At 60.5% G+C, this 24,140-nt stretch carries 27 protein-coding genes; 11 read left to right on the forward strand and 16 right to left on the reverse strand.

The window, feature by feature from the left end; translation table 11 throughout:
* Positions 1 to 2 precede the first annotated feature (2 nt).
* Positions 3 to 1,430: a coniferyl aldehyde dehydrogenase gene (locus tag AB4N82_RS11610; protein WP_032884164.1), complete on the reverse strand. Its 1,428-nt coding sequence runs from the start codon at positions 1,428 to 1,430 to the stop codon at positions 3 to 5.
* Between the two features lie 146 nt (positions 1,431 to 1,576).
* Between AB4N82_RS11610 and AB4N82_RS11615 the strand changes: the two genes are divergently transcribed.
* Both AB4N82_RS11615 and AB4N82_RS11620 read left to right on the forward strand, forming a co-directional pair.
* A complete protein-coding gene (locus AB4N82_RS11615; RefSeq protein WP_032884162.1) occupies positions 1,577 to 2,248 on the forward strand; it encodes a TetR/AcrR family transcriptional regulator in 672 nt (223 codons plus the stop codon).
* Between the two features lie 31 nt (positions 2,249 to 2,279).
* On the forward strand, positions 2,280 to 3,134 hold the full coding sequence (locus AB4N82_RS11620; protein WP_095185137.1) for a sulfurtransferase: 855 nt from the start codon (positions 2,280 to 2,282) through the stop codon (positions 3,132 to 3,134).
* A 121-nt stretch (positions 3,135 to 3,255) separates the two neighbouring features.
* Here AB4N82_RS11620 and AB4N82_RS11625 read toward each other — a convergent pair whose 3' ends face one another.
* The 4 genes from AB4N82_RS11625 to AB4N82_RS11640 form a co-directional block, all read right to left on the reverse strand.
* Positions 3,256 to 4,251: a hydrolase gene (locus tag AB4N82_RS11625; RefSeq protein WP_032884157.1), complete on the reverse strand. Its 996-nt coding sequence runs from the start codon at positions 4,249 to 4,251 to the stop codon at positions 3,256 to 3,258.
* 193 nt (positions 4,252 to 4,444) lie between these two features.
* A complete protein-coding gene (gene rsmD, locus AB4N82_RS11630; RefSeq protein WP_099601698.1) occupies positions 4,445 to 5,056 on the reverse strand; it encodes a 16S rRNA (guanine(966)-N(2))-methyltransferase RsmD in 612 nt (203 codons plus the stop codon).
* Positions 5,056 to 6,540 carry a M16 family metallopeptidase gene (locus AB4N82_RS11635; RefSeq protein ID WP_095185136.1) on the reverse strand — a complete coding sequence of 495 codons (1,485 nt, stop codon included), beginning with the start codon at positions 6,538 to 6,540 and terminating at the stop codon, positions 5,056 to 5,058. Before AB4N82_RS11635 ends, rsmD begins: the two co-directional genes overlap by 1 nt.
* Positions 6,533 to 7,888 (reverse strand): M16 family metallopeptidase, encoded by a 1,356-nt coding sequence (locus tag AB4N82_RS11640; RefSeq protein ID WP_032884151.1) that lies wholly within the window; start codon positions 7,886 to 7,888, stop codon positions 6,533 to 6,535. The genes AB4N82_RS11635 and AB4N82_RS11640 overlap by 8 nt, the downstream gene beginning before the upstream one ends.
* 233 nt (positions 7,889 to 8,121) lie before the next feature.
* Between AB4N82_RS11640 and ftsY the strand changes: the two genes are divergently transcribed.
* The 4 genes from ftsY (at position 8,122) to rpoH (ending at position 12,190) form a co-directional block, all read left to right on the forward strand.
* Positions 8,122 to 9,519, forward strand: a complete 1,398-nt coding sequence (ftsY, locus tag AB4N82_RS11645) for a signal recognition particle-docking protein FtsY (protein ID WP_122763937.1) — start codon at positions 8,122 to 8,124, stop codon at positions 9,517 to 9,519.
* Entirely contained in the window at positions 9,516 to 10,187 is a 672-nt protein-coding gene (ftsE, locus tag AB4N82_RS11650; protein ID WP_003213784.1) for a cell division ATP-binding protein FtsE, read from the forward strand. Before ftsY ends, ftsE begins: the two co-directional genes overlap by 4 nt.
* Positions 10,184 to 11,206 carry a permease-like cell division protein FtsX gene (ftsX, locus tag AB4N82_RS11655; RefSeq protein WP_032884149.1) on the forward strand — a complete coding sequence of 341 codons (1,023 nt, stop codon included), beginning with the start codon at positions 10,184 to 10,186 and terminating at the stop codon, positions 11,204 to 11,206. Before ftsE ends, ftsX begins: the two co-directional genes overlap by 4 nt.
* Positions 11,207 to 11,335: 129 nt before the next feature.
* The gene (gene rpoH / locus AB4N82_RS11660; protein WP_003176698.1) at positions 11,336 to 12,190 is read left to right on the forward strand and encodes an RNA polymerase sigma factor RpoH; all 855 of its coding nucleotides are present in this window, start codon (positions 11,336 to 11,338) and stop codon (positions 12,188 to 12,190) included.
* 121 nt (positions 12,191 to 12,311) lie between these two features.
* Here the strand turns inward: rpoH and mtgA are convergent, their stop codons facing one another.
* On the reverse strand, positions 12,312 to 13,034 hold the full coding sequence (gene mtgA / locus AB4N82_RS11665) for a monofunctional biosynthetic peptidoglycan transglycosylase (protein ID WP_032884148.1): 723 nt from the start codon (positions 13,032 to 13,034) through the stop codon (positions 12,312 to 12,314).
* Between the two features lie 74 nt (positions 13,035 to 13,108).
* Here mtgA and AB4N82_RS11670 point away from each other — a divergent pair, with 74 nt between their 5' ends.
* The 4 genes from AB4N82_RS11670 to trmB all read left to right on the forward strand — a co-directional run bounded on the left by AB4N82_RS11670 (position 13,109) and on the right by trmB (position 15,339).
* Entirely contained in the window at positions 13,109 to 13,486 is a 378-nt protein-coding gene (locus tag AB4N82_RS11670) for a DUF423 domain-containing protein (protein WP_032884146.1), read from the forward strand.
* A gap of 71 nt (positions 13,487 to 13,557) precedes the next feature.
* Entirely contained in the window at positions 13,558 to 13,758 is a 201-nt protein-coding gene (gene thiS / locus AB4N82_RS11675) for a sulfur carrier protein ThiS (RefSeq protein ID WP_032884144.1), read from the forward strand.
* Positions 13,759 to 13,806: 48 nt separating this feature from the next.
* On the forward strand, positions 13,807 to 14,601 hold the full coding sequence (locus AB4N82_RS11680; protein WP_032884143.1) for a thiazole synthase: 795 nt from the start codon (positions 13,807 to 13,809) through the stop codon (positions 14,599 to 14,601).
* A 9-nt stretch (positions 14,602 to 14,610) separates the two neighbouring features.
* Complete coding sequence (trmB, locus tag AB4N82_RS11685; RefSeq protein WP_032884142.1) at positions 14,611 to 15,339, forward strand: tRNA (guanosine(46)-N7)-methyltransferase TrmB; 729 nt, start codon at positions 14,611 to 14,613, stop codon at positions 15,337 to 15,339.
* A gap of 139 nt (positions 15,340 to 15,478) precedes the next feature.
* Here trmB and AB4N82_RS11690 read toward each other — a convergent pair whose 3' ends face one another.
* The 9 genes from AB4N82_RS11690 to AB4N82_RS11730 all read right to left on the reverse strand — a co-directional run bounded on the left by AB4N82_RS11690 (position 15,479) and on the right by AB4N82_RS11730 (position 22,092).
* Complete coding sequence (locus tag AB4N82_RS11690) at positions 15,479 to 15,802, reverse strand: DUF3392 domain-containing protein (protein WP_032884141.1); 324 nt, start codon at positions 15,800 to 15,802, stop codon at positions 15,479 to 15,481.
* A gap of 17 nt (positions 15,803 to 15,819) precedes the next feature.
* Complete coding sequence (hemW, locus tag AB4N82_RS11695) at positions 15,820 to 17,022, reverse strand: radical SAM family heme chaperone HemW (RefSeq protein ID WP_122763936.1); 1,203 nt, start codon at positions 17,020 to 17,022, stop codon at positions 15,820 to 15,822.
* The gene (rdgB, locus tag AB4N82_RS11700; protein WP_122763935.1) at positions 17,019 to 17,615 is read right to left on the reverse strand and encodes an RdgB/HAM1 family non-canonical purine NTP pyrophosphatase; all 597 of its coding nucleotides are present in this window, start codon (positions 17,613 to 17,615) and stop codon (positions 17,019 to 17,021) included. The genes hemW and rdgB overlap by 4 nt, the downstream gene beginning before the upstream one ends.
* Positions 17,612 to 18,046 (reverse strand): DUF4426 domain-containing protein, encoded by a 435-nt coding sequence (locus AB4N82_RS11705; protein WP_032884139.1) that lies wholly within the window; start codon positions 18,044 to 18,046, stop codon positions 17,612 to 17,614. The genes rdgB and AB4N82_RS11705 overlap by 4 nt, the downstream gene beginning before the upstream one ends.
* A 21-nt stretch (positions 18,047 to 18,067) precedes the next feature.
* A complete protein-coding gene (gene metW, locus AB4N82_RS11710) occupies positions 18,068 to 18,688 on the reverse strand; it encodes a methionine biosynthesis protein MetW (RefSeq protein WP_122763934.1) in 621 nt (206 codons plus the stop codon).
* A 7-nt stretch (positions 18,689 to 18,695) separates the two neighbouring features.
* Positions 18,696 to 19,835, reverse strand: coding sequence for a homoserine O-succinyltransferase MetX (gene metX / locus AB4N82_RS11715; RefSeq protein ID WP_095185132.1), 1,140 nt, complete (start codon positions 19,833 to 19,835; stop codon positions 18,696 to 18,698).
* Positions 19,836 to 19,953: 118 nt separating this feature from the next.
* A complete protein-coding gene (locus AB4N82_RS11720; protein ID WP_032884137.1) occupies positions 19,954 to 20,544 on the reverse strand; it encodes a YggT family protein in 591 nt (196 codons plus the stop codon).
* A gap of 9 nt (positions 20,545 to 20,553) precedes the next feature.
* Positions 20,554 to 21,372, reverse strand: coding sequence for a pyrroline-5-carboxylate reductase (proC, locus tag AB4N82_RS11725; RefSeq protein WP_032884136.1), 819 nt, complete (start codon positions 21,370 to 21,372; stop codon positions 20,554 to 20,556).
* A gap of 33 nt (positions 21,373 to 21,405) precedes the next feature.
* The gene (locus AB4N82_RS11730; protein ID WP_032884134.1) at positions 21,406 to 22,092 is read right to left on the reverse strand and encodes a YggS family pyridoxal phosphate-dependent enzyme; all 687 of its coding nucleotides are present in this window, start codon (positions 22,090 to 22,092) and stop codon (positions 21,406 to 21,408) included.
* A 57-nt stretch (positions 22,093 to 22,149) separates the two neighbouring features.
* Here AB4N82_RS11730 and AB4N82_RS11735 point away from each other — a divergent pair, with 57 nt between their 5' ends.
* Entirely contained in the window at positions 22,150 to 23,184 is a 1,035-nt protein-coding gene (locus AB4N82_RS11735; RefSeq protein ID WP_122763933.1) for a type IV pilus twitching motility protein PilT, read from the forward strand.
* 140 nt (positions 23,185 to 23,324) lie between these two features.
* Here the strand turns inward: AB4N82_RS11735 and AB4N82_RS11740 are convergent, their stop codons facing one another.
* The gene (locus AB4N82_RS11740; RefSeq protein WP_032884130.1) at positions 23,325 to 23,960 is read right to left on the reverse strand and encodes a C40 family peptidase; all 636 of its coding nucleotides are present in this window, start codon (positions 23,958 to 23,960) and stop codon (positions 23,325 to 23,327) included.
* Between the last annotated feature and the right edge of the window lie 180 nt (positions 23,961 to 24,140).

Raw genomic sequence — 24,140 nt, forward strand, 5'->3', positions numbered from 1 at the left:
TGTCAGCGAACGAACAGCTTCTGGATCAACTTCTGAATAGCCTTGCCATAAGGCGGGTAGATCAACTTAGCGGCGTTCAGGCGCTGCTTCACCAGCACACCCTTAGCCTTGCTGAAGGTCAGGAAACCTTCATGCCCGTGGTAATGGCCCATGCCCGAAGGGCCGATGCCGCCAAATGGCATGTCGTCCTGGGCCACGTGCAGCAGGGTGTCGTTCAGGCACACGCCGCCGGAATGGGTCTCGTGCAGCACTCTGTTCTGTTCGCCCTTGTCGTAGCCGAAGTAATACAGAGCAAGCGGGCGAGGGCGTTGGTTGATGTAGGCAAACGCCTGGTCGATACCGCGATACGGCACGATCGGCAGCACTGGGCCGAAGATCTCGTCCTGCATCACAGTCATGTCGTCGCTGACATCCAGCAGCAGGCTGTGGGCCATGCGGCGCGCCTGGCCTTGCTCGTACAGCGGAATCAGCGTCGCGCCTTTATCGGTGGCGTCCTTGACGTAGCTATTGAGCCGAGCCAATTGCCGTTCATTGATGATTGCGGTGTAGTCCGGGTTGTCTGCCAGGGTCGGATAAAATCCGCGAACGGCTTTGCTGTAAGCCTCGACGAAGCCCTCGACACGGTCTTCCGGCACCAACACGTAATCCGGCGCCACACAGGTTTGCCCGGCATTCAAGGCTTTGCCGAAGGCGATGCGTTCGGCGGCGTCCTTGAGCGGTACATCGGCGGAAACGATGGCTGGCGACTTGCCGCCCAGCTCCAGGGTGACCGGCGTGAGGTGCTCCGCCGCTGCGCGCATCACGTGTTTGCCGATGCTGGTGGCGCCGGTGAACAGCAGGTGGTCGAAGCGCAGCTTGGAAAACGCCATGCCCACGTCGGCTTCCCCCAACACCACGCACACCAGATCCTCGGGGAAGATTTTCGCCAACAGGGTTTTTAGTAGTTCGCCGGTGGCGGGAGTGGACTCGCTGAGCTTGAGCATCACCCGGTTACCTGCCGCCAACGCGCCGACCAACGGCCCGATGGCCAGGTACAGCGGGTAGTTCCACGGCACGATCACCCCGACCACGCCCAGCGGTTGGTAAATGACCTTGGCTGAGGCCGGTTGAAAGGCAATGCCTACAGCACGGCGGGAAGGTTTCATCCAACCTTTGAGGTGTTTGCTGGCGTAGTGAATGCCATGCAGGCTTGGCATCAATTCGGCGAAAAGGGTCTCGTCGGCGCTGCGGTGGCTGAAGTCCTGGCTGATTGCGTTGATCAGCGCCTGACGCTCGTCGCTGAGCAGGTCGCGCAGGGCCTTGAGCCATTGCTGGCGTTGTGCTGCCGGCGGCATGGGGTTGGCGGCGTAGGCGCGACGTTGAGCGTCGAACAGGCCCTGGAGCTGATCCAGCACCTGGGAATCTTGCAGGTAGGCAACGTTGGCAGACATGGCGCAGCACCGATTGTTATTGGTCTGCCTGGATTTTTAGAGTCATTGCTCTAAATTGTCAAATAACATTGCGGCAACATGCAGATTTATCCTGGCAAGGATAGGTCGTAAGATGCGCCATCACGTGTATAGAAGCTGATTCCCCTATGGCACCACGAGTAAAGACCAGCGAGCGCATTGTGCAAACCAGCCTGGAGCTTTTTAACCAGCAGGGTGAGCGCAGTATCAGCACCAACCATATCGCCGCCCATATGGAAATCTCGCCGGGCAACCTGTACTACCACTTCCCCAACAAGCAGGCGATCATCGCCGTGCTGTTCCGTGAATACGAAGCGCTGGTAGACAGTTTTCTGCGTCCGCCACAGGGGCGCGCCGCGACGGTTCAAGACAAACGTTTCTACCTGCAGGCCCTATTGGCAGGGATGTGGCGCTATCGCTTCCTGCATCGCGACCTTGAACATCTGCTGGAGAGCGATCCCGAGCTCGCCACCGGTTATCGGCGCTTTTCCCAGCGTTGCCTGACCCAAGGCAATGCGATCTACCGGGGGTTCGTCGACGCTGGCATCCTCAATATGGACCCTGTTCAAACCGAAGCTCTGACCCTCAACGCCTGGATCATCCTCACGTCGTGGGTGCGTTTTCTGTGCACCACCAATGAAAATTCTGCCCATTTGAGTGCCGAAGCCATCAAGCGCGGGGTGTATCAGGTGCTGGTGCTGGAGGCCGGTTTTGTCACGCCTCAGGCGAAAGAGGCCGTGGATGCGCTGTTCAAAGAGTTTTACGTGCCGCTGAACCAGGCACTGGAAGAAGTGAAGTAGGCCTTTCCCACTGCATTCGTAGGAGTTCGTCATGCCGCTTGCCCAACTGATCAGTCCCCAGCAATTGGCCGAGCGCCAGAAGTCGACCGGGCTGGTGATCCTGGACTGTCGTTTTGCCTTGGAAGACCCGGATTACGGACTTTGCAGCTACGCCGAAGGGCATATCGACGGCGCGCAATATGCCGACCTGGAACGCCATCTCAGCGGCCCGGTAATCAAGGGTGTGACCGGCCGCCACCCATTGCCGGCGGCGGACACTTTTGCCGAGCAATTGCGGGCCTGGGGCATCCATGCCACTACCGACGTGGTGCTCTATGACGACGGCCCCGGCGCATTTGCCGCCCGCGCCTGGTGGCTGCTGGCCTGGCTGGGCAAGCGCGATGGCGTGTTTATCCTGGATGGCGGCCTCAAGGCCTGGCATGTAGCTGGTTTCCCGTTGAGCCTGGACGCGCCGGTGACAGAGCCTGGCACCTTCGCGGGTACGCCGGACAATCATCTGTTGCTGGACGCCGAACACCTGCAAAAACGCTTGGGCCAACCCGGCCTGACCTTGATCGATGCCCGTGCCCAAGCGCGTTTTCGCGGTGACGTTGAACCTATTGATCCGATTGCCGGGCATATCCCCGGTGCGCAATGTGCGGCGTTCAACGAAAACCTGGGCAGCGATGGACGTTTCCTTCCGGCCGACCAACTCAGGCAACGCTTCGCCGCGCAGTTGCAAGGCCGCTCGCCGGAAGATCTGGTGGCGTACTGCGGCTCGGGTGTGACGGCCTGCCACAACCTGTTCGCCCTGAGTCTGGCGGGTTATCCGTTGGGCAAGTTGTATGCGGGGTCGTGGAGCGAGTGGATTACCGATCCTGCGCGGGCAATTGCGACTGGCGACTGATTTACCGGTCGTGTAAACCCAATCCAAATGTGGGAGGGGGCTTGTCCTCGATTACGGAGTATCAGTCGACACATTATTGACTGTTCCACCGCAATCGGGGGCGAGCCCCCCTCCCACATGTTTAACCGTGTTTTGACAGTAACCATTGGGGAATGCGCCGCTCCAAGTAGTAGCTGGGGCGTTTCAGTGAGCCATCGACGAAGCCCACGTGCCCACCTTTGGCCGTCAGCTCAAACTCGGTGCACGCCGACAGCTCGCTGGCCTCGGGCAAGCTGTGGGCGAATACGAACGGGTCGTCGGCAGCCTGGATAATCAACGTCGGCGTGCGTATAGCGCCCAGGTAGTAGCGACTCGACGCGCGGCGGTAATAGTCCTCGGCACTCAAGAACCCGTGCAGCGGCGCGGTGACCCGGCCATCGAAGTCCCAGAAGGTACGCATCTTCTCCAGTGAGCCGAGCGCTTCCAGGGTTTTCAACCCGTCCTCCCGACCATCCTGCAAAAACTGACGCTGCTTGACGCGGATATACGCGAGCATCTCGCGCATGAAGTGCTTCTGGTAAACGCGCGAGAAGCCTATCCCGATGCGGTCCGCACACTGGTCCAGGCGAAACGGCACCGACACCGCCGCCGCGCCTTGCAGCCCGGATGCCTCGCCGGTTTCCCCCAGGTGCTTAAGCAGCACATTGCCACCCAGCGAATAACCCACCGCATACAGCGGCGCCAGCGGCCGCTTGGCGCGTAGATGCGCAATGGCGGCGGCCAGGTCTTCGCTGGCGCCCGAGTGATAGCTGCGGGCCAACAGGTTGGGCTCGCCCGAGCAACCACGCCAGTTCAAGGCCGCACTGGCCCAGCCTTGCGCTGCGAGGACTTTTTGCAGGCCGGCTACATAGGGGGAATTGGACGAGCCGGTCAGCCCATGCAGCACCAGCACCAACGGCGCCTGCGCGTCATGCGGGCCATGCCAGTCGAGGTCGAGAAAGTCGCCGTCTTCCAGCCACAGGCGTTCGCGTTGGCGTTCGATATGGGTGGTAGGGCGCCACAGCGGCCCCCACAGGGTTTGCAGGTGAGGGTTGCCGAGGCCGAAGGCGGGGGTGAATTTTTCAGAGGAAGGGGTCATGCAGATCTCTGTGGCAAGCGCGTTTGCTGTGGTGAGCAGGCTTCTGTGGTGAGCGGGCTGGTCCCGCGCGGGGCTGCGGAGCGGCCCCAGACCAAGCGACCGAGTTCTAGCTGATGGTGCGCGGTGTTTTTATTGGGGCTGCTCCGCAGCCCCGCGCGGGGCCAGCCCGCTCACCACAAAAGCTGGATTGCTCTCAGTTCTCGAGCAACCGATGCCACAACGCGTAATACACCCGCCCGGATTTCTGCTCCCGGTGCAGTCGCCACGCGCCCGGCAGTCCCAAGGAAGATGGCGCAGTCTCGCTTTCAGTGTAGATCCAAGCGTCGGGCGCCAGCCATTGGCGTTCTTCCAGCAGCGTGCACACGGTCGGCAAGAGGTTCTGGTTAAACGGCGGGTCGAGGAACACTACGTCGTACTCGCTGGCCGCCTGGGTTTCCAAGTAGCGCAGAGCATCGGCAGTTTGTACCTGGCCATTGGTGCAACGCAGGGTGCCCAGGTGTTCCTTGAGGCTGGAGACCGCCACATTGCTAGCATCCAGCGCCTGTGCCTGAGACGCGCCACGGGACAAAGCTTCCAGGAACAGTGCGCCACTGCCGGCGAACGGGTCCAAGACCTTAGCGCCCGCGATATACGGCGCGAGCCAGTTGAACAGGGTTTCACGCACGCGATCCGGCGTTGGGCGCAGGCCCACGACATCGGGGAAGCTCAGCTTGCGGCTGCCCCATTCACCGCCAATGATGCGCAGTTGGCCCACACCGTTGTGTACGTTGTGGACAGGTTTTTTCGGGCGAGATGAACTGGCCATTAATGCTCCGGAACCCCGAGCGGCTGCTCGGCGGGTTTATCAGTGGGGGGCGGTAGTGGCTTTTGCGCAATCGTCGGGCCGGCGGTCACGATGACCATCTTATCGGCGCTCAAGTGTTTATTCATTGCAGCCTTGACCTGCTCTACGGTCAGGGCCTGGGATTGTTTCATGAAATCTTCCAGATAGCTCAGCGGCAGGTTGTAGAAACCCATGGCGCCCAGCTGACCGACGATATCGGCGTTGCTGGCGGTAGACAGCGGGAAGCTGCCGGCCAGCTCGCGCTTGGCGTCATCCAGCTCTTTTTGCGTCGGACCGTTCTTGAGGTAATCGGCCACGACGTCTTCGACCAGGCGCAGGGTGCCGCCGCTCATTTCGGCGCGTGTCTGCAGGTTGATCATGAACGGACCGCGTACCTGCATCGGTGAAAAACCGGAGTAAACACCGTAGGTCAGGCCACGCTTTTCACGTACTTCGCTCATCAAACGGGTGCCGAAACCACCGCCGCCAAGGATCTGGTTACCCAGGGACAAGGCCGCGTAGTCCGGGTCGGCGCGGTCGATGCCGAGCTGGGCGAACAGCAAGTGCGTCTGCTTGGATGGGAACTCGATATGGCTCAGGCCGGCCTTTGGTTCAGTCGGCTGGGCAATCTTCGCCAGGGCCGGGCCTTTAGGCAGCGATGCGGACACCTTTGCGGTCATGGCTTCAGCTTCGGCGCGGGTCAGGTCGCCTACCACCGCAATCACCGCATTACCGGCGGCGTACGCCTTGGCGTGGAACGCCTGCAACTGCGCCAGGTTAATTTTCGGCACGCTTTCAGGTGTGCCTTCGCTCGGGTGCGCATAAGGGTGATCGCCGTACAAGCGCTTGAACAGCTCCAGGCTGGCGAGTTTGCCGGGGTTTTGCTTCTGATATTCGAAGCCGGCGAGGATCTGATTCTTGATGCGGGCCAGGGAGTCGGCCGGAAAGGTCGGCTTGCCGATCACGTCGTCAAACAGCGCCAGGGCGGCGTCGCGTTTATCGCTGGCACTCAGGCTGCGCAGGGATACCAGTGCCATGTCGCGGTAAGCGCCATTGCCGAAGTCGGCGCCCAGGCCTTCAAAACCACTGGCGATCTGGCTGACGTCCTTGCCCGGTATGCCTTCGTTGAGCATGGCGTTGGTCATCAACGCCAGGCCCTGCACATCGCCATCCTGGCTGCTGCCGGCGGCGAACAGGATGCGCATGTCGAACATCGGCAGTTCATGAGCCTCAACAAACAGCACCTTGGCGCCTTCGGCGGTGGTCCAGGTTTGCACGTCGAGCTTGCGGTTGGTGGGTGCCTTGCCGTCCAACTCCGCCAAGGATTGCAGTTTGTTGGCTGACTGGGCTTTTTCAAGCGCCGGGCTCGCGACCGATTCACTTGGGCGCAGGAAATACACGGCGCTCGCCGCGATCAGGGTAACGGCGATCAGGCCAGGCAGGATCAGGCTTTTGCGATCACTCATGAGCAGTCTCCTCAGGCAGAACATGGGCGACGCTCAGACGCTCGCGGGTGAAATAAGTACGCGCGGCCTTCTGGATATCTTCAGGCGTCACGCTTTGCAGGTCGGCGAGTTCACTGTCCATCAGCTTCCAGGACAGGCCGACAGTTTCCAGGGAGCCGATGGCCGTGGCCTGGCTGGTGATGGAGTCACGCTGATAGACCAGGCCGGCGATGACCTGAGCGCGGATGCGTTCCAGTTCTTCGGCGGTTGGCGGCTTGGCTTTGAGTTCTTCGAGCAGTCGCCACAGGCCGGCTTCGGCTTGGGCAACGGTCTTTTTCTTCTGCTGGTTTGGAGTGGCCGACAGCATGAACAGGGTGTCGCCGCGGGTATAAGCGTCGTAATTGGTGGAGGCGGCCGAAACCAGCTCTTCACCGCGTTCCAGCTGCTCCGAGATGCGCGCACTGTAGCCGCCATCCAACAGGGCCGAAATCAGGCGCAGGGCTTGCACCGAGCGTTTATCTTCGGCAGTCGCCAGGCCAGGAACGTTGAAACCGAGCATCACGCTCGGCAATTGGGTCTGTACGTGCATCGTCAGCAGGCGCTCGCCGGGTTCGGCCAGCTCCATCGGGATCTTCGCGGGCGGTACGTCACGCTTGGGGATCGGGCCAAAGTAGCGTTGGGCCAGGTTCTTCACTTCGTCCGGAGTTACGTCGCCGACTACCACCAGGGTGGCGTTGTTCGGCACGTACCAGGATTGGTACCAGTGGCGCAGTTCTTCGACCTTCATGCGGTCCAGATCGGCCATCCAGCCGATGGTCGGCGTGTGGTAGCCGCTGGCCGGGAAGGCCATGGCCTTGAAGCGCTCGTAGGCCTTGGACATCGGGTTGTCGTCGGTGCGCAGGCGACGTTCTTCTTTAATAACCTCGATTTCGCGGCTGAACTCGTCGGCCGGTAGACGCAGGCTTGCCATGCGGTCGGCTTCAAGTTCGAAGGCCACGCCCAGGCGGTCACGGGCCAGGACTTGGTAATAAGCGGTGTAGTCATCGCTGGTGAACGCGTTTTCTTCGGCACCCAGGTCGCGCAGGATCAGCGAGGCTTCGCCGGGGCCGACTTTGGCGCTGCCCTTGAACATCATGTGTTCCAAGGCGTGGGACAAACCAGTCTGGCCCGGGGTTTCGTAGCTCGAACCCACTTTGTACCAAACCTGGGAAACCACCACAGGGGCGCGATGATCTTCGCGCACGACGACCTTGAGGCCGTTGTCCAGGGTGAATTCATGGGTGGGTTGTGGGTCGGCAGCCAAGGCTGTAAGAGGCAGACAAACTGTGCTGAACAGCAGGCCTGCGGCGCGGCGGGCTAGAGCATTCATTCGTTTTTAAACCTGTTGGGCTGCCCGCTTGGTCTTAGCGTCAGCGGGCGAGGAGGTGCTAGGATACTGGTCGAATATACGGACGGCCACTGCGGCAGTCTTGTTGAGGCCCTATTTAGGCCTTACAAAATGTTGCGCATGAACGAGCTGGCTAAAAAACAGTCTGTTACGCATCGAATTTTATTTACCGACGTGCCGCTCTGGCACTTCGCTACCTTGAGATAGCCGTCTCCATGTTTGGTTCCAACGACGACAAGAAGACCCCAGCTGCGGCTGGCGAGAAGAAAGGCCTGTTCGGATGGCTGCGCAAAAAGCCGCAGGAAACCGTTGTCGAACAGCCACAGGTTCAAGCTGAGCCGATCCCCGAACCTATAGTAGAAGCCGAGCCGGTTGCCGAAGTGCCTGCGCCGGTGGTGTTGCCGATGGCTGAGCCGGTGTTGCAGCCAGTGGTTGAGGCCGAGCCTGAGCACAAGCCGTGGCCTGAGTTGCCAGTGGCCGAAGAGCCCGTGGCGTTGGTCGAAGACATACAGGCTGAGCACGTGGCCCCGCCGATTCCTGCGGTGGTTGAGCCGGTCGAGGTGGTGGCCGAAGCGCCACTCGCCGTGGAGGTCCCGGTTCCTGCGCCTGTTGTGGCCGCTGAGCCTGCCCAAGTTATCGAGGTTGTCGAGCCAGAGCCGATCGCCCCACCCACCGAAACAAGCAAGACCGGCTTCTTCGCTCGTCTCAAGCAAGGCCTGAGCAAGACCAGCGCCAGCATCGGCGAAGGCATGGCCAGCCTGTTCCTGGGCAAGAAGGTCATCGATGACGAACTGCTGGAAGACATTGAAACCCGCCTGCTGACCGCCGACGTGGGCGTCGAAGCCACCGCGGTGATCATCCAGAGCCTGACCCAAAAAGTCGCGCGCAAGCAGTTGACCGATGCCGACGCTCTCTACAAATCCTTGCAGGCCGAACTGGCGGCGATGCTCAAGCCCGTGGAAGCACCGCTGGTGATCACTCCGAACAAGCCGTTCGTGATCCTGGTAGTGGGCGTCAACGGCGCCGGCAAGACCACCACCATCGGCAAACTGGCCAAGAAACTGCAATCGGAAGGCAAGAAAGTCATGCTCGCTGCCGGCGACACCTTCCGCGCCGCCGCCGTTGAGCAATTGCAGGTCTGGGGTGAGCGCAACAAGATTCCGGTCATCGCCCAGCACACGGGTGCCGATTCCGCCTCGGTGATCTTCGACGCCGTGCAAGCCGCCAAGGCTCGTAACATCGATGTGCTGATCGCGGATACCGCTGGTCGTCTGCACACCAAAGACAACCTGATGGAAGAGCTGAAGAAAGTCCGCCGCGTTATCGGCAAGCTCGACGCTGACGCGCCGCACGAAGTGCTGCTGGTGCTGGACGCTGGTACCGGCCAGAACGCTATCAGCCAGGCCAAACAATTCAACCAGACGGTCCAACTGACCGGCCTCGCGTTGACTAAGCTCGACGGCACGGCCAAAGGCGGTGTGATCTTCGCCTTGGCCAAGCAGTTCGGGTTGCCGATTCGTTATATCGGCGTCGGTGAAGGCATCGACGACCTGCGCACCTTTGAGGCCGAACCCTTTGTACAGGCACTGTTTGCCGAGCGGGAGCGTTCATGATTCGATTCGAACAGGTCGGTAAACGCTATGCCAACGGGCATGTCGGCTTGCATGAGCTGAGCTTTCGAGTGCGTCGCGGCGAGTTCTTGTTTGTCACCGGTCACTCGGGGGCCGGCAAAAGTACGCTGTTGCGCCTGCTGCTGGCCATGGAACGCCCGACTACCGGCAAGTTGCTGCTCGCCGGCCAGGACCTGGCCACCATCAGTAATGCGCAGATCCCGTTCCTGCGCCGCCAGATCGGCGTAGTGTTCCAGAACCACCAGTTACTGTTCGATCGCACGGTGTTCAACAACATTGCGCTGCCGCTGCAGATTCTTGGGTTGTCCAAGGCCGAAATCGTCAAGCGTGTGGATTCTGCCCTGGAGCGCGTGGCGCTGTCGGACAAGACCGACCTCTACCCCGGCGACCTCTCGACTGGTCAGCAGCAGCGCGTCGGCATCGCCCGCGCCATCGTCCATCGCCCGGCCTTGCTGCTGGCGGACGAACCTACCGGTAACCTCGACCCGCGTCTGGCGGCCGAGATCATGGGGGTGTTCGAAGACATCAACCGCCTGGGCACCAGCGTATTGATCGCCAGCCACGACCTGGCGCTGATCGCCCGCATGCGACACCGCATGCTGACCCTGCAGCGCGGTCGCCTGATCGGTGACGGGGAGGCTGGCGTATGAGTGCCACACGTAGCCCTAAGGTTTCCGAGCGCGTTGCGCCAAAACCGGCCGACCCGCAACCGAAAAAGAAAAAACACGACGATGACGACGGCCCGGACTTCAGCACCTTGCTGCGCGCCTGGATCGAAAGCCACCGCGCCAGCCTGCTGGACAGCTTGCGCCGTCTGGGCAAACAGCCGATCGGCAGCTTTTTCACCTGCCTGGTGATGGCTGTGGCCTTGAGCCTGCCGATGGGCTTGTCGCTGCTGCTTAATAATGTGGAGCGTTTGGGCGGTTCCTGGCAGCGTGCGGCGCAGATTTCGCTGTACTTGAACCTGGATGCCAGTACCAAGGAAGGCGAAGCGCTACGGGACGATATCAAGAATATGCCGGGCGTCGCGGACGCCGAGTACGTTAGCCGCGACCAGGCCCTTGAGGAGTTCCAACAGCAGTCCGGCCTGGGCGAGGCGCTTAAAGAGCTGCCGCAGAACCCACTGCCCGGCGTGGTGCTGGTGACCCCGAATGAAGTCGACAAGCCGGCCCTTGAAGCCCTGCGGCAAAAACTCGCAGAGATGCCGAAGGTGCAACAGGCGCAACTTGATCTAGTCTGGGTAGAGCGCCTGGCGGCGATCCTCAAGCTTGGCGACCGTTTTGTGTTCGGCCTGACGGTGCTGTTGGTGTCTGCATTACTTTTGGTGATAGGTAATACCATTCGTCTTCATATTGAAAACCGTCGCATCGAGATAGAAGTGATTAAACTGGTCGGCGGCACGGACAGCTATGTGCGTCGGCCTTTTCTGTACATGGGTGCGCTTTATGGCCTGGGTGCGGGGATTTTGTCCTGGGGCGTGCTGGCGTTCGGCCTGAACTGGCTGAACGACGCAGTCGTTGGGCTTGCCGGCTTGTACGGCAGTGATTTTGCCCTGGCCGGGGTACCGGTGGCCGATGGTCTGTCGCTCTTGCTTGGCGCGGTATTGTTGGGTTATATCGGTGCCTGGATTGCGGTCGCACGGCATTTACGTGAGCTGGCACCGAAGTAGTTAATGTCAGATTAATGTGGTTTCGTTTGTATTGACCGTAGCAGTGGTTTAGGGAACTTGTCCTACGGTTCCCGGTCAATTTTCGCAGTGCTGAACTGCACGAGTTATGTGAGTCGGAGGTTTTTTCGTATGACCACTTCTTTGCAACCTGCTTATGCCTTGGTCCCTGGTGCGAACCTGGAAGCCTATGTGCACACGGTCAACAGCATTCCATTGCTGACGCCCGAGCAGGAGCGTGAACTGGCCGAGAGTCTCTACTATGAGCAGGATTTGGGGGCGGCTCGGCAGATGGTGCTCGCCCACCTGCGTTTTGTCGTACATATCGCCCGTAGCTATAGCGGCTACGGGTTGGCCCAGGCTGACCTGATTCAGGAAGGCAACGTCGGCCTGATGAAGGCTGTAAAGCGCTTCAACCCTGAGATGGGCGTGCGCCTGGTGTCGTTTGCCGTGCACTGGATCAAGGCGGAAATCCACGAGTTCATCCTGCGCAACTGGCGCATTGTGAAAGTCGCGACCACCAAGGCCCAGCGCAAGCTGTTCTTCAACCTGCGTAGCCAGAAGAAACGCCTGGCGTGGCTGAACAACGAGGAAGTCCACCGCGTGGCCGAAAGCCTCGGTGTGGAGCCCCGTGAAGTGCGCGAAATGGAAAGTCGCCTGACCGGCCATGACATGGCCTTCGATCCGGCCGCGGAAGCGGACGACGACAGCGCCTTCCAATCGCCGGCCAACTATCTGGAAGACCACCGGTACGACCCGGCGCGTCAACTGGAAGACGCCGACTGGAGCGACAATTCCAACCACAACCTGCACGAAGCGCTGGAAGTGTTGGACGACCGCAGTCGTGACATCCTCTACCAGCGCTGGCTGGCGGAAGAAAAAGCCACGCTGCACGACTTGGCGCAGAAGTACAACGTGTCGGCCGAGCGAATTCGTCAGCTTGAGAAAAGCGCGATGAACAAGCTGAAGTTGTCGATCGCCGCTTAAAAGCGCCGCTTAAAAATGTGGGAGGGGGCTTGCCCCCGATAGCAGAGTGTCAGTCGACATCAAAATGACTGATCCAACGCTATCGGGAGCAAGCGTCCTCCCACATTTTTTTTGTGTTGTATCAGTCGGACCAAGGCGCTTTGCGCGAGTTGTTCAGTTCCACCAGATAACCATCTCCGCCTAGCTGGCTCATCTGCTGGCGAATCCACGCCGCCCGCCGCGCCACATAAGCGGTCGGGTGGCTGGCACTCCATACCCGTGGGTTAGGCAACACCGCCGCTAAATAGCTGGCCTGCTGCCGGGACAAGCCCTTGGCGCTTACGCCGAAGTGATGCCGTGCCGCCGCCTCCGCGCCGAATACGCCTTCATCCCATTCCACGCTATTGAGGTACACCTCAAGAATCCGTTGCTTGGGCCACAGCACCTCGATCAACCCGGTAAACCAGGCCTCCAGCCCTTTGCGCAAATAACTGCGGCCAGCCCACAGGAACAGATTCTTCGACACCTGCTGACTCAACGTACTGGCGCCGCGAATCGAACCGCCGCGCTCGTTGTGCAGGATCGCCGCCTGGATCGCGCCGAAATCAAAGCCCCAATGCTGCGGGAAGCGCTGGTCTTCACCGGCCATCACCGCCACTTTGAGCTCATCGGAGATCTCGTCCCACGGCACCCAAGTGCGCTGCAGGTCAATGGGTTCGCCGTCGAACCAGGATTCGACCTTGCGCTCCACCATCAGGGCGGTGAAGGGCGGCGGGACGACACGAAACAGCAGCACCAGCAAAACACTGCCGATGGCAAACCATTTCACGACGTTGAGAAAGCGTTTGAATAGGAGACGCAGCATAGAGATGGCTTGGCCGAACCCGTTGAGCGGGCCATTATACAGACCCTGCCCGATGAGTCTGACTGGAGTTCCCTATGCTGCGTAGCTTTCTGATGCTGGCCGCGTTTTTCGGCTTCACCGGTGTGGCCTTGGGCGCGTTTGCCGCCCACGGCCTGAAAAACCGTCTGAGCGCCGAGTACCTGGCGATCTTCCATACCGGAGTCACCTATCAACTGGTGCACACACTGGCGCTGTTCGGCGTGGCGTTGCTGGCCGCCCATCTTCCCGGCCGCCTGGTGACTTGGGCCGGTATCTCGTTTGTCATCGGTATCCTGCTGTTTTCCGGCAGCCTCTACGCGCTGACCATGACCGGTATCAGCAAGCTCGGCATCATCACGCCGTTCGGTGGCCTGGCGTTCTTGCTCGGCTGGTTCTTCCTCGGTTTGTTTGCCTGGCGCTTGCAGGTCGTCTGACCAAGGGACTTGGGCCGGCAACGCCAATCAAGCTAGAATGCTGGCCCCTAAAAACGATGGCGGCCCGCGGCATGCGCATTCTGTTGAACGGCGAATCCTTTGAACTGCCCGACGGTGAAACCGTTTCGGCCCTGCTGACCCGTCTGGACCTGACCGGGCGTCGCGTCGCAGTGGAGCTCAACCTGGATATCGTTCCGCGTAGCCTCCACGCCGAGACTGCGCTCACCGAAGGTGATCAGGTTGAAGTGGTCCACGCCATCGGCGGCGGCTAGTCGCCTGCCCGAATTCTGCAGAACCTCACCCCATTTCGAGGATTTCCCATGAGCATCGTTCGTAGCGACAAGCCCTTCGTCCTGGCCGGTCGTACCTACCAGTCCCGCTTGCTGGTCGGCACCGGCAAGTACCGCGACATGGAAGAAACCCGCCTGGCCATCGAAGCCTCGGGCGCTGAAATCGTGACCTTCGCCGTACGCCGCACCAACCTCGGTCAGATCGAGGGCGAGCCGAACCTGCTCGAAGTGCTGTCGCCGGATCGCTACACCTTCTTGCCGAACACAGCCGGTTGCTATGACGCCATTGAAGCCGTGCGCACCTGCCGCCTGGCCCGTGAGCTGCTTGATGGTCACAACCTGGTGAAGCTGGAAGTGCTGGCCGACCAGAAAACCCTGTTCCCCAACGTGATCGAAACCCTCAAGGCCGCTGAGACGCTGGTCAAGGAAGGCTTCGACGTGATGGTCTACACCAGTGATGACCCGATCATCGCCCGTCAATTGGCGGAAATCGGCTGCATCGCCGTGATGCCGCTGGCCGGTCTGATCGGTTCCGGCCTGGGTATCTGCAATCCGTACAACCTGCAGATCATCCTCGAAGAAGCCAAGATCCCCGTACTGGTGGATGCGGGCGTAGGCACTGCCTCCGACGCGACCATCGCCATGGAGCTGGGTTGCGACGCTGTGCTGATGAACTCCGCCATCGCCCATGCTCAGCAACCGATCATGATGGCCGAAGCCATGAAACACGCCATCGTCGCAGGCCGCCTGGCTTACCTCGCCGGGCGCATGCCGAAAAAACTCTACGCCAGCGCCTCTTCGCCGCTGGATGGTCTGATCAAGTAAGAGCCATTGATGACTGAATCAAACGAAACGCCGAACACCGTGGAAGAAGCAGGCGACGAGTCCAAGCATCGCCGCATCAAGAGCTTTGTGATGCGCGCCGGTCGTATGACCGAAGGGCAGCAAAAGGGTCTGGAGCAGGGCACGCCACTGTTCGTATTGCCCTTGGCCGATGCGCCCGTGGACTACGACCAAGTGTTTGGCCGTTCGGCCCCGCGCTCACTGGAAATCGGCTTCGGCATGGGCCACTCCCTGCTGGAAATGGCCGCTGCCGCGCCGGACCAGGACTTCATTGGCGTGGAAGTACACCGCCCAGGTGTCGGCGCACTGCTTAACGGCGTCCTGACTCAAGGCCTGACTAACCTGCGGGTCTACGACTGCGACGCGATTGAAGTGCTTAACCGTTGCATCGCCGACAACAGCCTTGACCGCCTGATGCTGTTCTTCCCGGACCCATGGCATAAATCCCGCCACCACAAACGCCGCATCGTTCAGGCCTCCTTCGCGGAACTGGTGCGCAGCAAGCTCAAGGTTGGCGGCATCCTGCACATGGCCACCGACTGGGAGCCGTATGCCGAATACATGCTGGAAGTGATGGACGTTGCCCCTGGCTACCGCAACCTGGCCGAAGATGGCAAATGCGTGCCGCGCCCGGCTGAGCGTCCGATCACCAAGTTCGAACGCCGTGGCGAGCGGCTGGGGCATGGGGTGTGGGATTTGAAGTTCGAGAAGCTGGCGTAACTCGCCACTGGCTTGAAATGCAATTCAATGTGGGAGGGGGCTTGCCCCCGATAGCGGAGTGTCAGTCGACATCAAAGTGACTGATCCACCGCTATCGGGGGCAAGCCCCTCCCACAGTTGTTTTGTGTTGGATTTGAGGTCAGCGGCGATCGGCGACGACGCCAATCAACACCAGTACCACCACCAACACCGGCGCCAGGCTGTAGTTATTGAACTGGCTCAAGCCCCGCACAATCCACGGTGTGGCGTAGATCAATGCAGCGCCGCTGCCGACCATGCACACCAATGCCATCAACGGGACCCGCAAGGCGCCGGCGATGCTGCCCAGGCGTGCTTCGACCCAGCCCTTGATATCTGCGCCGAACAGCACCAGCAAACAGCCCACGAGCGCTAGGGAGATTTCCGACAGGTTGCTGCGGCTCCAGCGGGATACGGTGGCGAGCAGGTCGAGTACCAAATCCATTCGAATTCCTTAGAGCGTCAGCTCAAAAACTTCTGCAACAGGTCATTGAGAAAGAGTTGCCCGCGATCAGTGGCCGCCAGGCGTGACGGTTCGACCTGCATTAAGCCACTTTGTTCTGCCTCGCGACGTGCCTCGTCAAGGCTCGCCAGGTCGAGGCCCGTGCGCTCGGCGTAGAGCCTGGCGTCGACGCCGTCGGTGAGGCGCAGAGCGTTCATCAGAAACTCGAAAGGTAGCTCGTCATTGGTCAGCTCCTTCGCCCCAGCCTGGAAGCTTTTGGCCGGGTTCAGGTAGTCCTTTGGCGCGCGGGTCTTCCAGGTGCGCACGATGCGCCCGTCCGGATGGCTGAGCTTGCCGTGGGCGCCGGCGCCGATGCCGATAAAGTCGCCGAAGCTCCAGTAATTCAGGTTATGCCGCGCCGGGCGGCCCGGTTGGGCATAGGCTGACACTTCGTATTGGGCGTAACCGTGCTCGGCCAGCAGTGCCTGGCCTGCTTCCTGGATGTCCCAAAGGGTGTCGTCTTCTGGCAGCGCCGGCGGCTGGTTCCAGAACACCGTGTTGGGTTCCAGGGTCAATTGATACCAGGACAAATGCGTGGGTTTGAGCGCGATGGCCTGGCGCAGGTCGCTGAGGGCGTCGTCCAGGGACTGATCGGGCAAACCGTGCATCAGGTCCAAATTGAAGTTATCAAATCCGGCCTGGCGCGCCATTCCGGCAGCGCGTACAGCTTCGTCGCCATTGTGGATACGGCCCAGGGCCTGAAGTTTTTCCTGCTGGAAGCTCTGGATACCGATGGACAGGCGGTTGATCCCCAGCTTGCGGTACGCCACGAACTTCTCTTGTTCGAACGTGCCGGGGTTGGCTTCCAGGGTGATCTCGATATCGCCGGCAAACGGGATGCGCGCTTCCACGCCTTTGAGCAGGCGACCCAGTGATGCAGCGCTGAACAGGCTTGGGGTGCCACCGCCGAAGAAGATCGAACTCAGTTCCCGGCCGTAAACGGCATGCAGATCCTGATCGAGGTCGGCCAACAGTGCGTCCACGTACTCTTCTTCCGGCAGCACTTTGCTTGCGGTGTGAGAGTTGAAGTCGCAATACGGGCATTTACGTACGCACCACGGGATGTGGATATACAGCGCCAGGGGCGGCAGCACGGGCAAGGCCGCCCGAGGTGTTTGCGCGCCGCCGTGGATCAGCGGCAGCGCCTGCGTGTCGTGGGTCATTTCAGGCTCAGGCGTTGGCGCAGCAAATCCATTGCGCGGGCGCGGTGGCTGATCTGGTTCTTGTCGGCCGGGCTCAGTTCGGCGCTGGAGACATTGCGCTCTGGCACCCAGAACAGCGGGTCATAGCCAAAACCATGCTCACCGCTGGCCGTATGCAGGATGCGCCCGTGCCACAGGCCTTCGCAAAGGATCGGCAACGGGTCGTCCGCATGGCGCACCAGGGCCAGCACGCAGACGAACTGCGCGCCGCGTTCGGCGTCCGGCACGTCCTTGAGGGCGTCCAGCAACTTGGCGTTGTTGGCCGCGTCACCTTTGCCATCGGCGTAGCGCGCCGAATAGATACCAGGGGCTCCGCCGAGAAAATCCACCGCCAGGCCAGAGTCATCCGCCAGCGCCGGAAGGCCCGAGATACGTGCGGCATTGCGCGCCTTGAGGATGGCGTTCTCGACGAACGACAGGCCTGTCTCTTCCGGCTCGACCTGGCTGAACTCGCCAATCGAGCGCAGTTGCACGGAGTCGCCGAGCATGGCCTGCAGTTCTTTGAGTTTGCCGGCGTTATGGCTGGCGAGTACGAGCTGGGTAAGGTTCATCATTCCGCCGGAAACAGTTCCTGGTTGAATTGGAAGCTATGGGCTTTGCCGCCGGTTTCAACGTTGATGGTAAACGTCTTGTATTCCCGCTGGGTCACGGCGTAGGGCGCGAGATAATTGATCCCGCCTTTTTCGTTGATTTGCTTGAAGGTGAGGATCTCGCTCTTGCCGCCCAGATCCTTGATGGTGCCCGTTACTTGTGCGGCCACGGGGGTCACGCCCTTGATCACGGTCACATTGATCAAGCCCTTTTCCTTACTGCGTACCACGCCGACTTTCTGGGCGGTTTCCGGTTGCAGGAAGCTGGAGGTGAAGGTGTTGTAGTGAACGGTGATATCGCCGAAGTCTTTCTTGCGATTTGCGTCGATAGCGTCGGCTGCCAAGGCGTTGGCACCCAGGCAAGCGGTCAGTAGAAAAATAGCCAAGCGACTCATGAGCGCCCCTCTGGAAAATGATTAGACGGCAATTTTGTGGTCGGTCAGGCCAGGACTGCTGACCCGGTAGATACCGATTTCGCCCAACAGGTTGGGCCATAGTTTACTCGCCCAGCCGTGACGGTGCTGTTGATCGACGGCAAGTCGGTTAATCACTTTGGCTTCACGCTCGCCACACAGCGCTTCGAAGTCTTCGAAGGTGCAGAAGTGGATGTTCGGCGTGTTGTACCAGGTGTAAGGCAGGAAATCCGACACCGGCATGCGACCCTTGGTCGCCAGGTACCAGCGGCAGCGCCAGTGGCCGAAGTTAGGGAAGGTGATGATGCACTGGCGACCCACGCGCAGCATTTCGTCGAGGATGCGGTCAGGGTAGTGCACCGCTTGCAGGGCTTGGGTCATCACCACGATGTCGAAGCTGTTGCTGGCAAAGTTACCCAGGCCCTTGTCCAAGTCCTGCTCGATCACGTTGATGCCCTTGGCCACGCACTGGGCGATGTTGTTCGGGTCGTTTTCCAGGCCATAGCCGGTGACTTGCTTGTTGTCGCGCAGCCAGCTCAGCAGTTCGCCATCGCCGCAGCCCAGGTCAAGCACGCGGCTGCCGGCGGGGATCCATTCTTGGATGATTTCCAGGTCGGCTCTCATGGCGTTCTCACACTGTAATCCGGTTCATGTAATTGCCGAACGCCTGCAAGTAACGCGGGATCGGAATCAGGAAGGCGTCGTGGCCTTGCGGCGCATCGATTTCCAGGTAGCACACGTCTTTGCGTGCGGCCATCAGTGCATCCACCAGCTCGCGGGAGCGGGCCGGGGAGAAGCGCCAGTCGGTGGTGAACGACATCACGCAGAACTTGGCCGTGGCGCCTTCGAAGGTTTTCGCCAGGTCATCGTCGTGGTTGGCCGCCGGGTCGAAATAGTCCAGGGCCTTGGTCATCAGCAGATAGGTGTTGGCATCGAAACGCCCGGAGAACTCCTCGCCCTGATAACGCAGGTAGCTTTCGACCTGGAATTCGACGCTGTGGAAATCGTAGTTGAGCTTCTCGCTCTTGAGGCCACGGCCGAATTTTTCGCCCATGGAGTCATCGGACAGGTAGGTGATATGCCCGACCATCCGCGCCAGCATCAAGCCGCGCTTGGGAATCACGCCCGCTTCCTGGAACGAACCGCCGTGGAACTCGGGGTCGGTGAGGATCGCCTGGCGCGCCACTTCGTTGAAGGCGATGTTTTGCGCCGACAACTTGGGGGCCGAGGCGATAGCCAGACAATGGCGTACGCGATCAGGGTAGGTGATGGTCCATTGCAGTGCCTGCATCCCGCCCAGGCTGCCACCGATCACGGCGGCCCACTGGTTGATGCCCAACAAATCGGCAAGACGCGCTTGGCTGTGTACCCAGTCTTCCACGGTCAGCACCGGGAAGTCGGCGCCGAACGGCTTGCCGGTTTCCGGGTTGATACTGCTGGGGCCAGTGGAGCCGTTGCAGCCGCCGAGGTTGTTCAGGCTGACCACGAAGAATTTGTTGGTGTCGATGGGCTTGCCGGGACCGATACAGCTGTCCCACCAGCCGGGCTTGCGCTCGTCGGCACTGTGGAAGCCTGCTGCGTGGTGATGACCGGACAAGGCGTGGCAGATCAGCACGGCGTTGCTCGCCGTGGCGTTCAGTTGGCCATAGGTTTCGTAGATCAGGTCGTAGGCGGGCAGAGAACGGCCGCAGGCCAGGGCCAGGGGTTCGCTGAAGTGCGCCACTTGGGGCACGACCAGACCAACAGAATCGGGGGGGAAGGCAGCTGGCATCGACCCTGCTCTCGTTTAAATGAGGCGTAAGTCTAAAGACCACTGCATCCAGCGGCAAGCAAAGGCCTGCGCGCTGCGAAATGAGGGAGGGAGCAAGCCCCTCCCTCATTTGTTTGCGTCAGATCAGCAGGCGCAGAATCTCTGGCATCCCGGTCATGGTGGCCAGGTTGTTGATCACCAGCATGTCCAGCAGCTTGAGCACCATGAACGCCAGGATCGGCGAGATATCCAGGCCGCCCAGGTTCGGCAGCAGGCGGCGGAATGGCGCCAGGGCGGGCTCGCAGATCTGGTTCACCAGTTCGGCGCCAGGGTTGTGGCTACCCGGGGCGACCCAGGACAGGATCACGCTGATGATCAAGGCGAAGAAGAAAATCTTCAGGAACAGCGCGGTCACGCCGATGATTGCCCAAATCAGCAACTGTATGAAATTGCCGGTGGTGCCGTACGTCAGCAGCAGTGTCAGCGCCATCAAGGCCAACTGCACCAGGATCGCCAGCACCAGCGACGACATATCCAGGCCGAACAGGCTCGGGATCACCCGGCGCAACGGCTTGAGCAGCGGCTGGGTCGCCTTGACGATGAACTGGCAGAGCGGGTTGTAGAAGTTGGCACGTACCAGTTGCAGCACGAAACGCAACAGCACGATCAGCAGGTAGAGGCTGCCGAGGGTTTGCAGCACGTAGACGGCTGCGGTGTTCAAACCAATCATATTGGCTCCTTAGTTGCCCAGTTGTTCGGCCATTTCGGCCGATCGGTGCGCAGCGGCACCCAATGCTTTTTCCACCAGGGCTTCAAAGCCCCCGGCCTGGAACGATTCAATGGCGGCCTGCGTCGTGCCGCCTGGTGAGGTCACGCGACGGCGCAGCTCGGCGGCATCCGCATCACTGGACACGGCCATCTTCGCGGCGCCCAAGGCGGTCTGCTCGGACAGTTGCTCAGCGACTTCCCGTGGCAGGCCGAGTTTCACGCCGGCGGCGGTCATGGCTTCAATCAGCAGGAAGAAGTATGCCGGGCCGCTGCCGGAGACGGCGGTGACCGCGTCCAGTTGTTGTTCCTGATCCAGCCACAGGGCAATGCCCACGGCGGACAGCAGCTCTTGGGCCTGGTCACGTTGTTCGGTGCTGACCTCGGCAGTGGCATACAAACCGCTCACGCCTTGGCGAAGCAGAGCCGGGGTATTGGGCATGCAACGTACGATGGGCTGGGCCCCCAGCCACTTCTTCATGCTGGCGCAGGTTATGCCGGCAGCGATGGACACCACCAACTGATGCGGTTGCAGATTTGGGCGCAGGCTTTCGCACACGGCCTTCATGGCTTGTGGCTTGACCGCCAGCACGATCACGTCGACGCCTTGGATGGCCTCGGCATTGTCGGCAAAGGTGTCGATACCGTGCTCGGCGCTGACGCGCGCACGGGTGTCGGCGCCCGGGTCGCTGGCGCGGATCTGCGCGGCGTCCAGGCCCTTGGCCCGTAGGCCGCCGATCAGGCTGGCCGCCATGTTACCGGCGCCGATAAAGGCAATACGCGTGTTGCTCATGACAGGTCCTTATTCAGAGGGAGGTCAGCCATTTCACGGCTGGCCGTAATCACGGGCGCCAAATAGGGCGGTACCGATCCGCACCCAGGTGGCGCCTTGGGCGATGGCCGACTCAAGGTCGTGGCTCATGCCCATGGAAAGCGTGTCGAGCGGCAGGTTCAGGCTGTTTTGCAGGTCGCGAACGGTAGCGAACGCTGCATCTTGCTCGGTCCGATCTTCAGTCGGCTCGGGGATTGCCATCAGGCCACGCAGCGTCAAGCGCGGCAGGGCACTGATGGCATTGGCCAGGGCCGGCAAGTCGGCGGGCGTGCAGCCGGACTTGCTGGCTTCGCCGCTGACATTGACCTGGATACAGATGTTCAGCGGCGGCAGGTCGGCCGGGCGTTGTTCAGACAGGCGTTGTGCAATTTTGAGGCGGTCCACGGAGTGCACCCAAGCGAAGTTCTCGGCGATAGCGCGCGTCTTGTTCGATTGAATGGGGCCGATGAAGTGCCAACTCAAGGGCAGGTCGGTTAATTCAGCCTGTTTGCCCAGGGCTTCCTGCAGATAGTTTTCGCCGAATTCGAGCTGCCCGGCGGCATAGGCTTCGCGCACTGCTTGGGCGGGTTTGGTCTTGCTCACGGCCAGCAGGTGGATGCTGCTTGCGTCACGTTGCACGGCGTCGGCTGCGGCGCGGATGCGCTGGCTAACCAGGCCGATGTTGTCTGCTATCGTCGACATTCAAGATGCGCCCGTGGATATGGAGTCCGCGGCATTCTACTGGAAATGGAAAGCCCTATGGATATCACTGAATTACTGGTGGCCGGCGTGCGCCGTGGCGCCTCCGACCTGCACCTGTCGGCGGGGCTGGCGCCGATGTGGCGAATCGATGGCGAAGTCTGGCAGATGGATTGGCCGGTGCTTTCTGCCCCTCAAGTCGCGGATTTATTGAGCCCTTTGCTCAATCAATACCAGCAAAAGGATTTCGAAACATCTCTTGAAACGGATTTTGCCTTCGAGCTGCCGGGTGTAGCGCGCTTCCGGGCCAACGTATTCCAACAGGATCGCGGCATGGGCGCGGTGTTTCGTACTATTCCGGCCGAAGTCCAGAGCCTGGATAGCCTGGGTCTCGGGGCGGTGTTCCAACGCATCGCCCAATTGCCACGTGGCCTGGTGCTGGTGACCGGACCCACTGGCTCCGGCAAGTCCACCACTCTGGCGGCAATGATCGATTACCTCAATCAGCATCGGCGCCAGCACATCCTTACGCTCGAAGACCCTATCGAATTTATCCACAGGCCGAAAATCGCGCTGATCAACCAGCGCCAGGTGCACCGCGACACCCACAGTTTTTCGGTAGCCCTGCGTTCGGCGCTGCGTGAAGACCCCGATGTGATCCTGGTGGGCGAACTGCGTGACCTGGAAACTATCCGCCTGGCCCTGACGGCGGCTGAAACCGGGCATCTGGTATTTGGCACCTTGCACACTACCTCCGCGGCAAAGACCGTGGATCGGCTGGTCGACGTGTTCCCGGCCGGCGAAAAGGCCATGGTCCGCTCAATGTTGTCGGAGTCGTTGCAGGCGGTGGTGTCACAGGTGCTGGTGAAGAAGCTCGGCGGCGGGCGCGTGGCGGCCCATGAAATCATGTTGGGCACGCCAGCCATTCGTAATCTGATTCGTGAGGACAAGGTGGCGCAGATGGTCTCGGCCATCCAGACCGGCGGGGCGTTGGGGATGAAGACATTGGATATGAGTTTGAAGGCGTTGGTCACGCAGGGCGTGATCAGCCGGGAAGAGGCGCTGGAGAAGGCGAGGGTGCCTGGGGATATCTAAGATCGGGAGATATAAGGAGATCCAAATGTGGGAGGGGGCTTGCTCCCGATTGCAGTAGGTCAGGTACAGATAAACTGACTGATCCAACGCTATCGGGAGCAAGCCCCCTCTCACATTGACGACTGCATTTCAGCTTGAAATCAGCGTTGAACCACTCGCAAGGTGTTCTGCTCTTTCGGCAGAACCCGCTTGGCAATCACGTAGTTCTTGTCCCAAAACGGCTTTTTCAACGTGTCGATGCTGACCGACTTGCCACGACGCGGTGCGTGGATAAAACGGTCATTGCCCAAGTAGATGGCAACGTGATTGACCTGGCGGCTCTTCAATTTGAAGAACAGCAGATCACCTGGTTTCAGGTCCTTGCGATCAACCTTCTGCCCGTGGCCGGCGGCCATGGCATTGGAAGTGCGCGGCAGATCCACGGCGGCTACGTCGTTGAACGCATATTTCACCAGGCCGCTGCAGTCGAACCCTTTACTTGGGCTGCTGCCGCCCCAACGATAAGGTGTACCGAGCACGTTTACGGCGCGGCTGAGGACGTTGCTGCTTTGCTTGGTGTTGACTGCCACGAGGCCGGGAACTGCTTTACCGTGCGCCTTGCTCAATTGAGTCGGGCGGCTGACGGTCGGCTTTACCGATTTGGCAGTGCTTGGCGTGCTGTGGACTTTAGGGGTGAAACCGTTAACGTTCGGAAGTCGTTGCTCACGATTGGTGGCGTGGGCGGCCAGTGGCATTAATAGGCAAATGGTTAGCCATGTCTTTAAAAATGGTCGCATTAGGCGTGGCTCTTATGGGTTTGCGCGCAACTTTATAACAGCTTTTTGTGTCGTTCTCAGGCCGTTTGTCGACTGAACCTTGACGTCAAAATCAGGAAATACGCGACGATTCGCCGCAATTGTCCTACACAAGTCAGGTGGCATAAGGCTTTCAGGGCAGTGAAGATACCACTTGCCGTA

The sequence above is a fragment of the Pseudomonas sp. H1_D04 genome, from assembly GCF_054683855.1.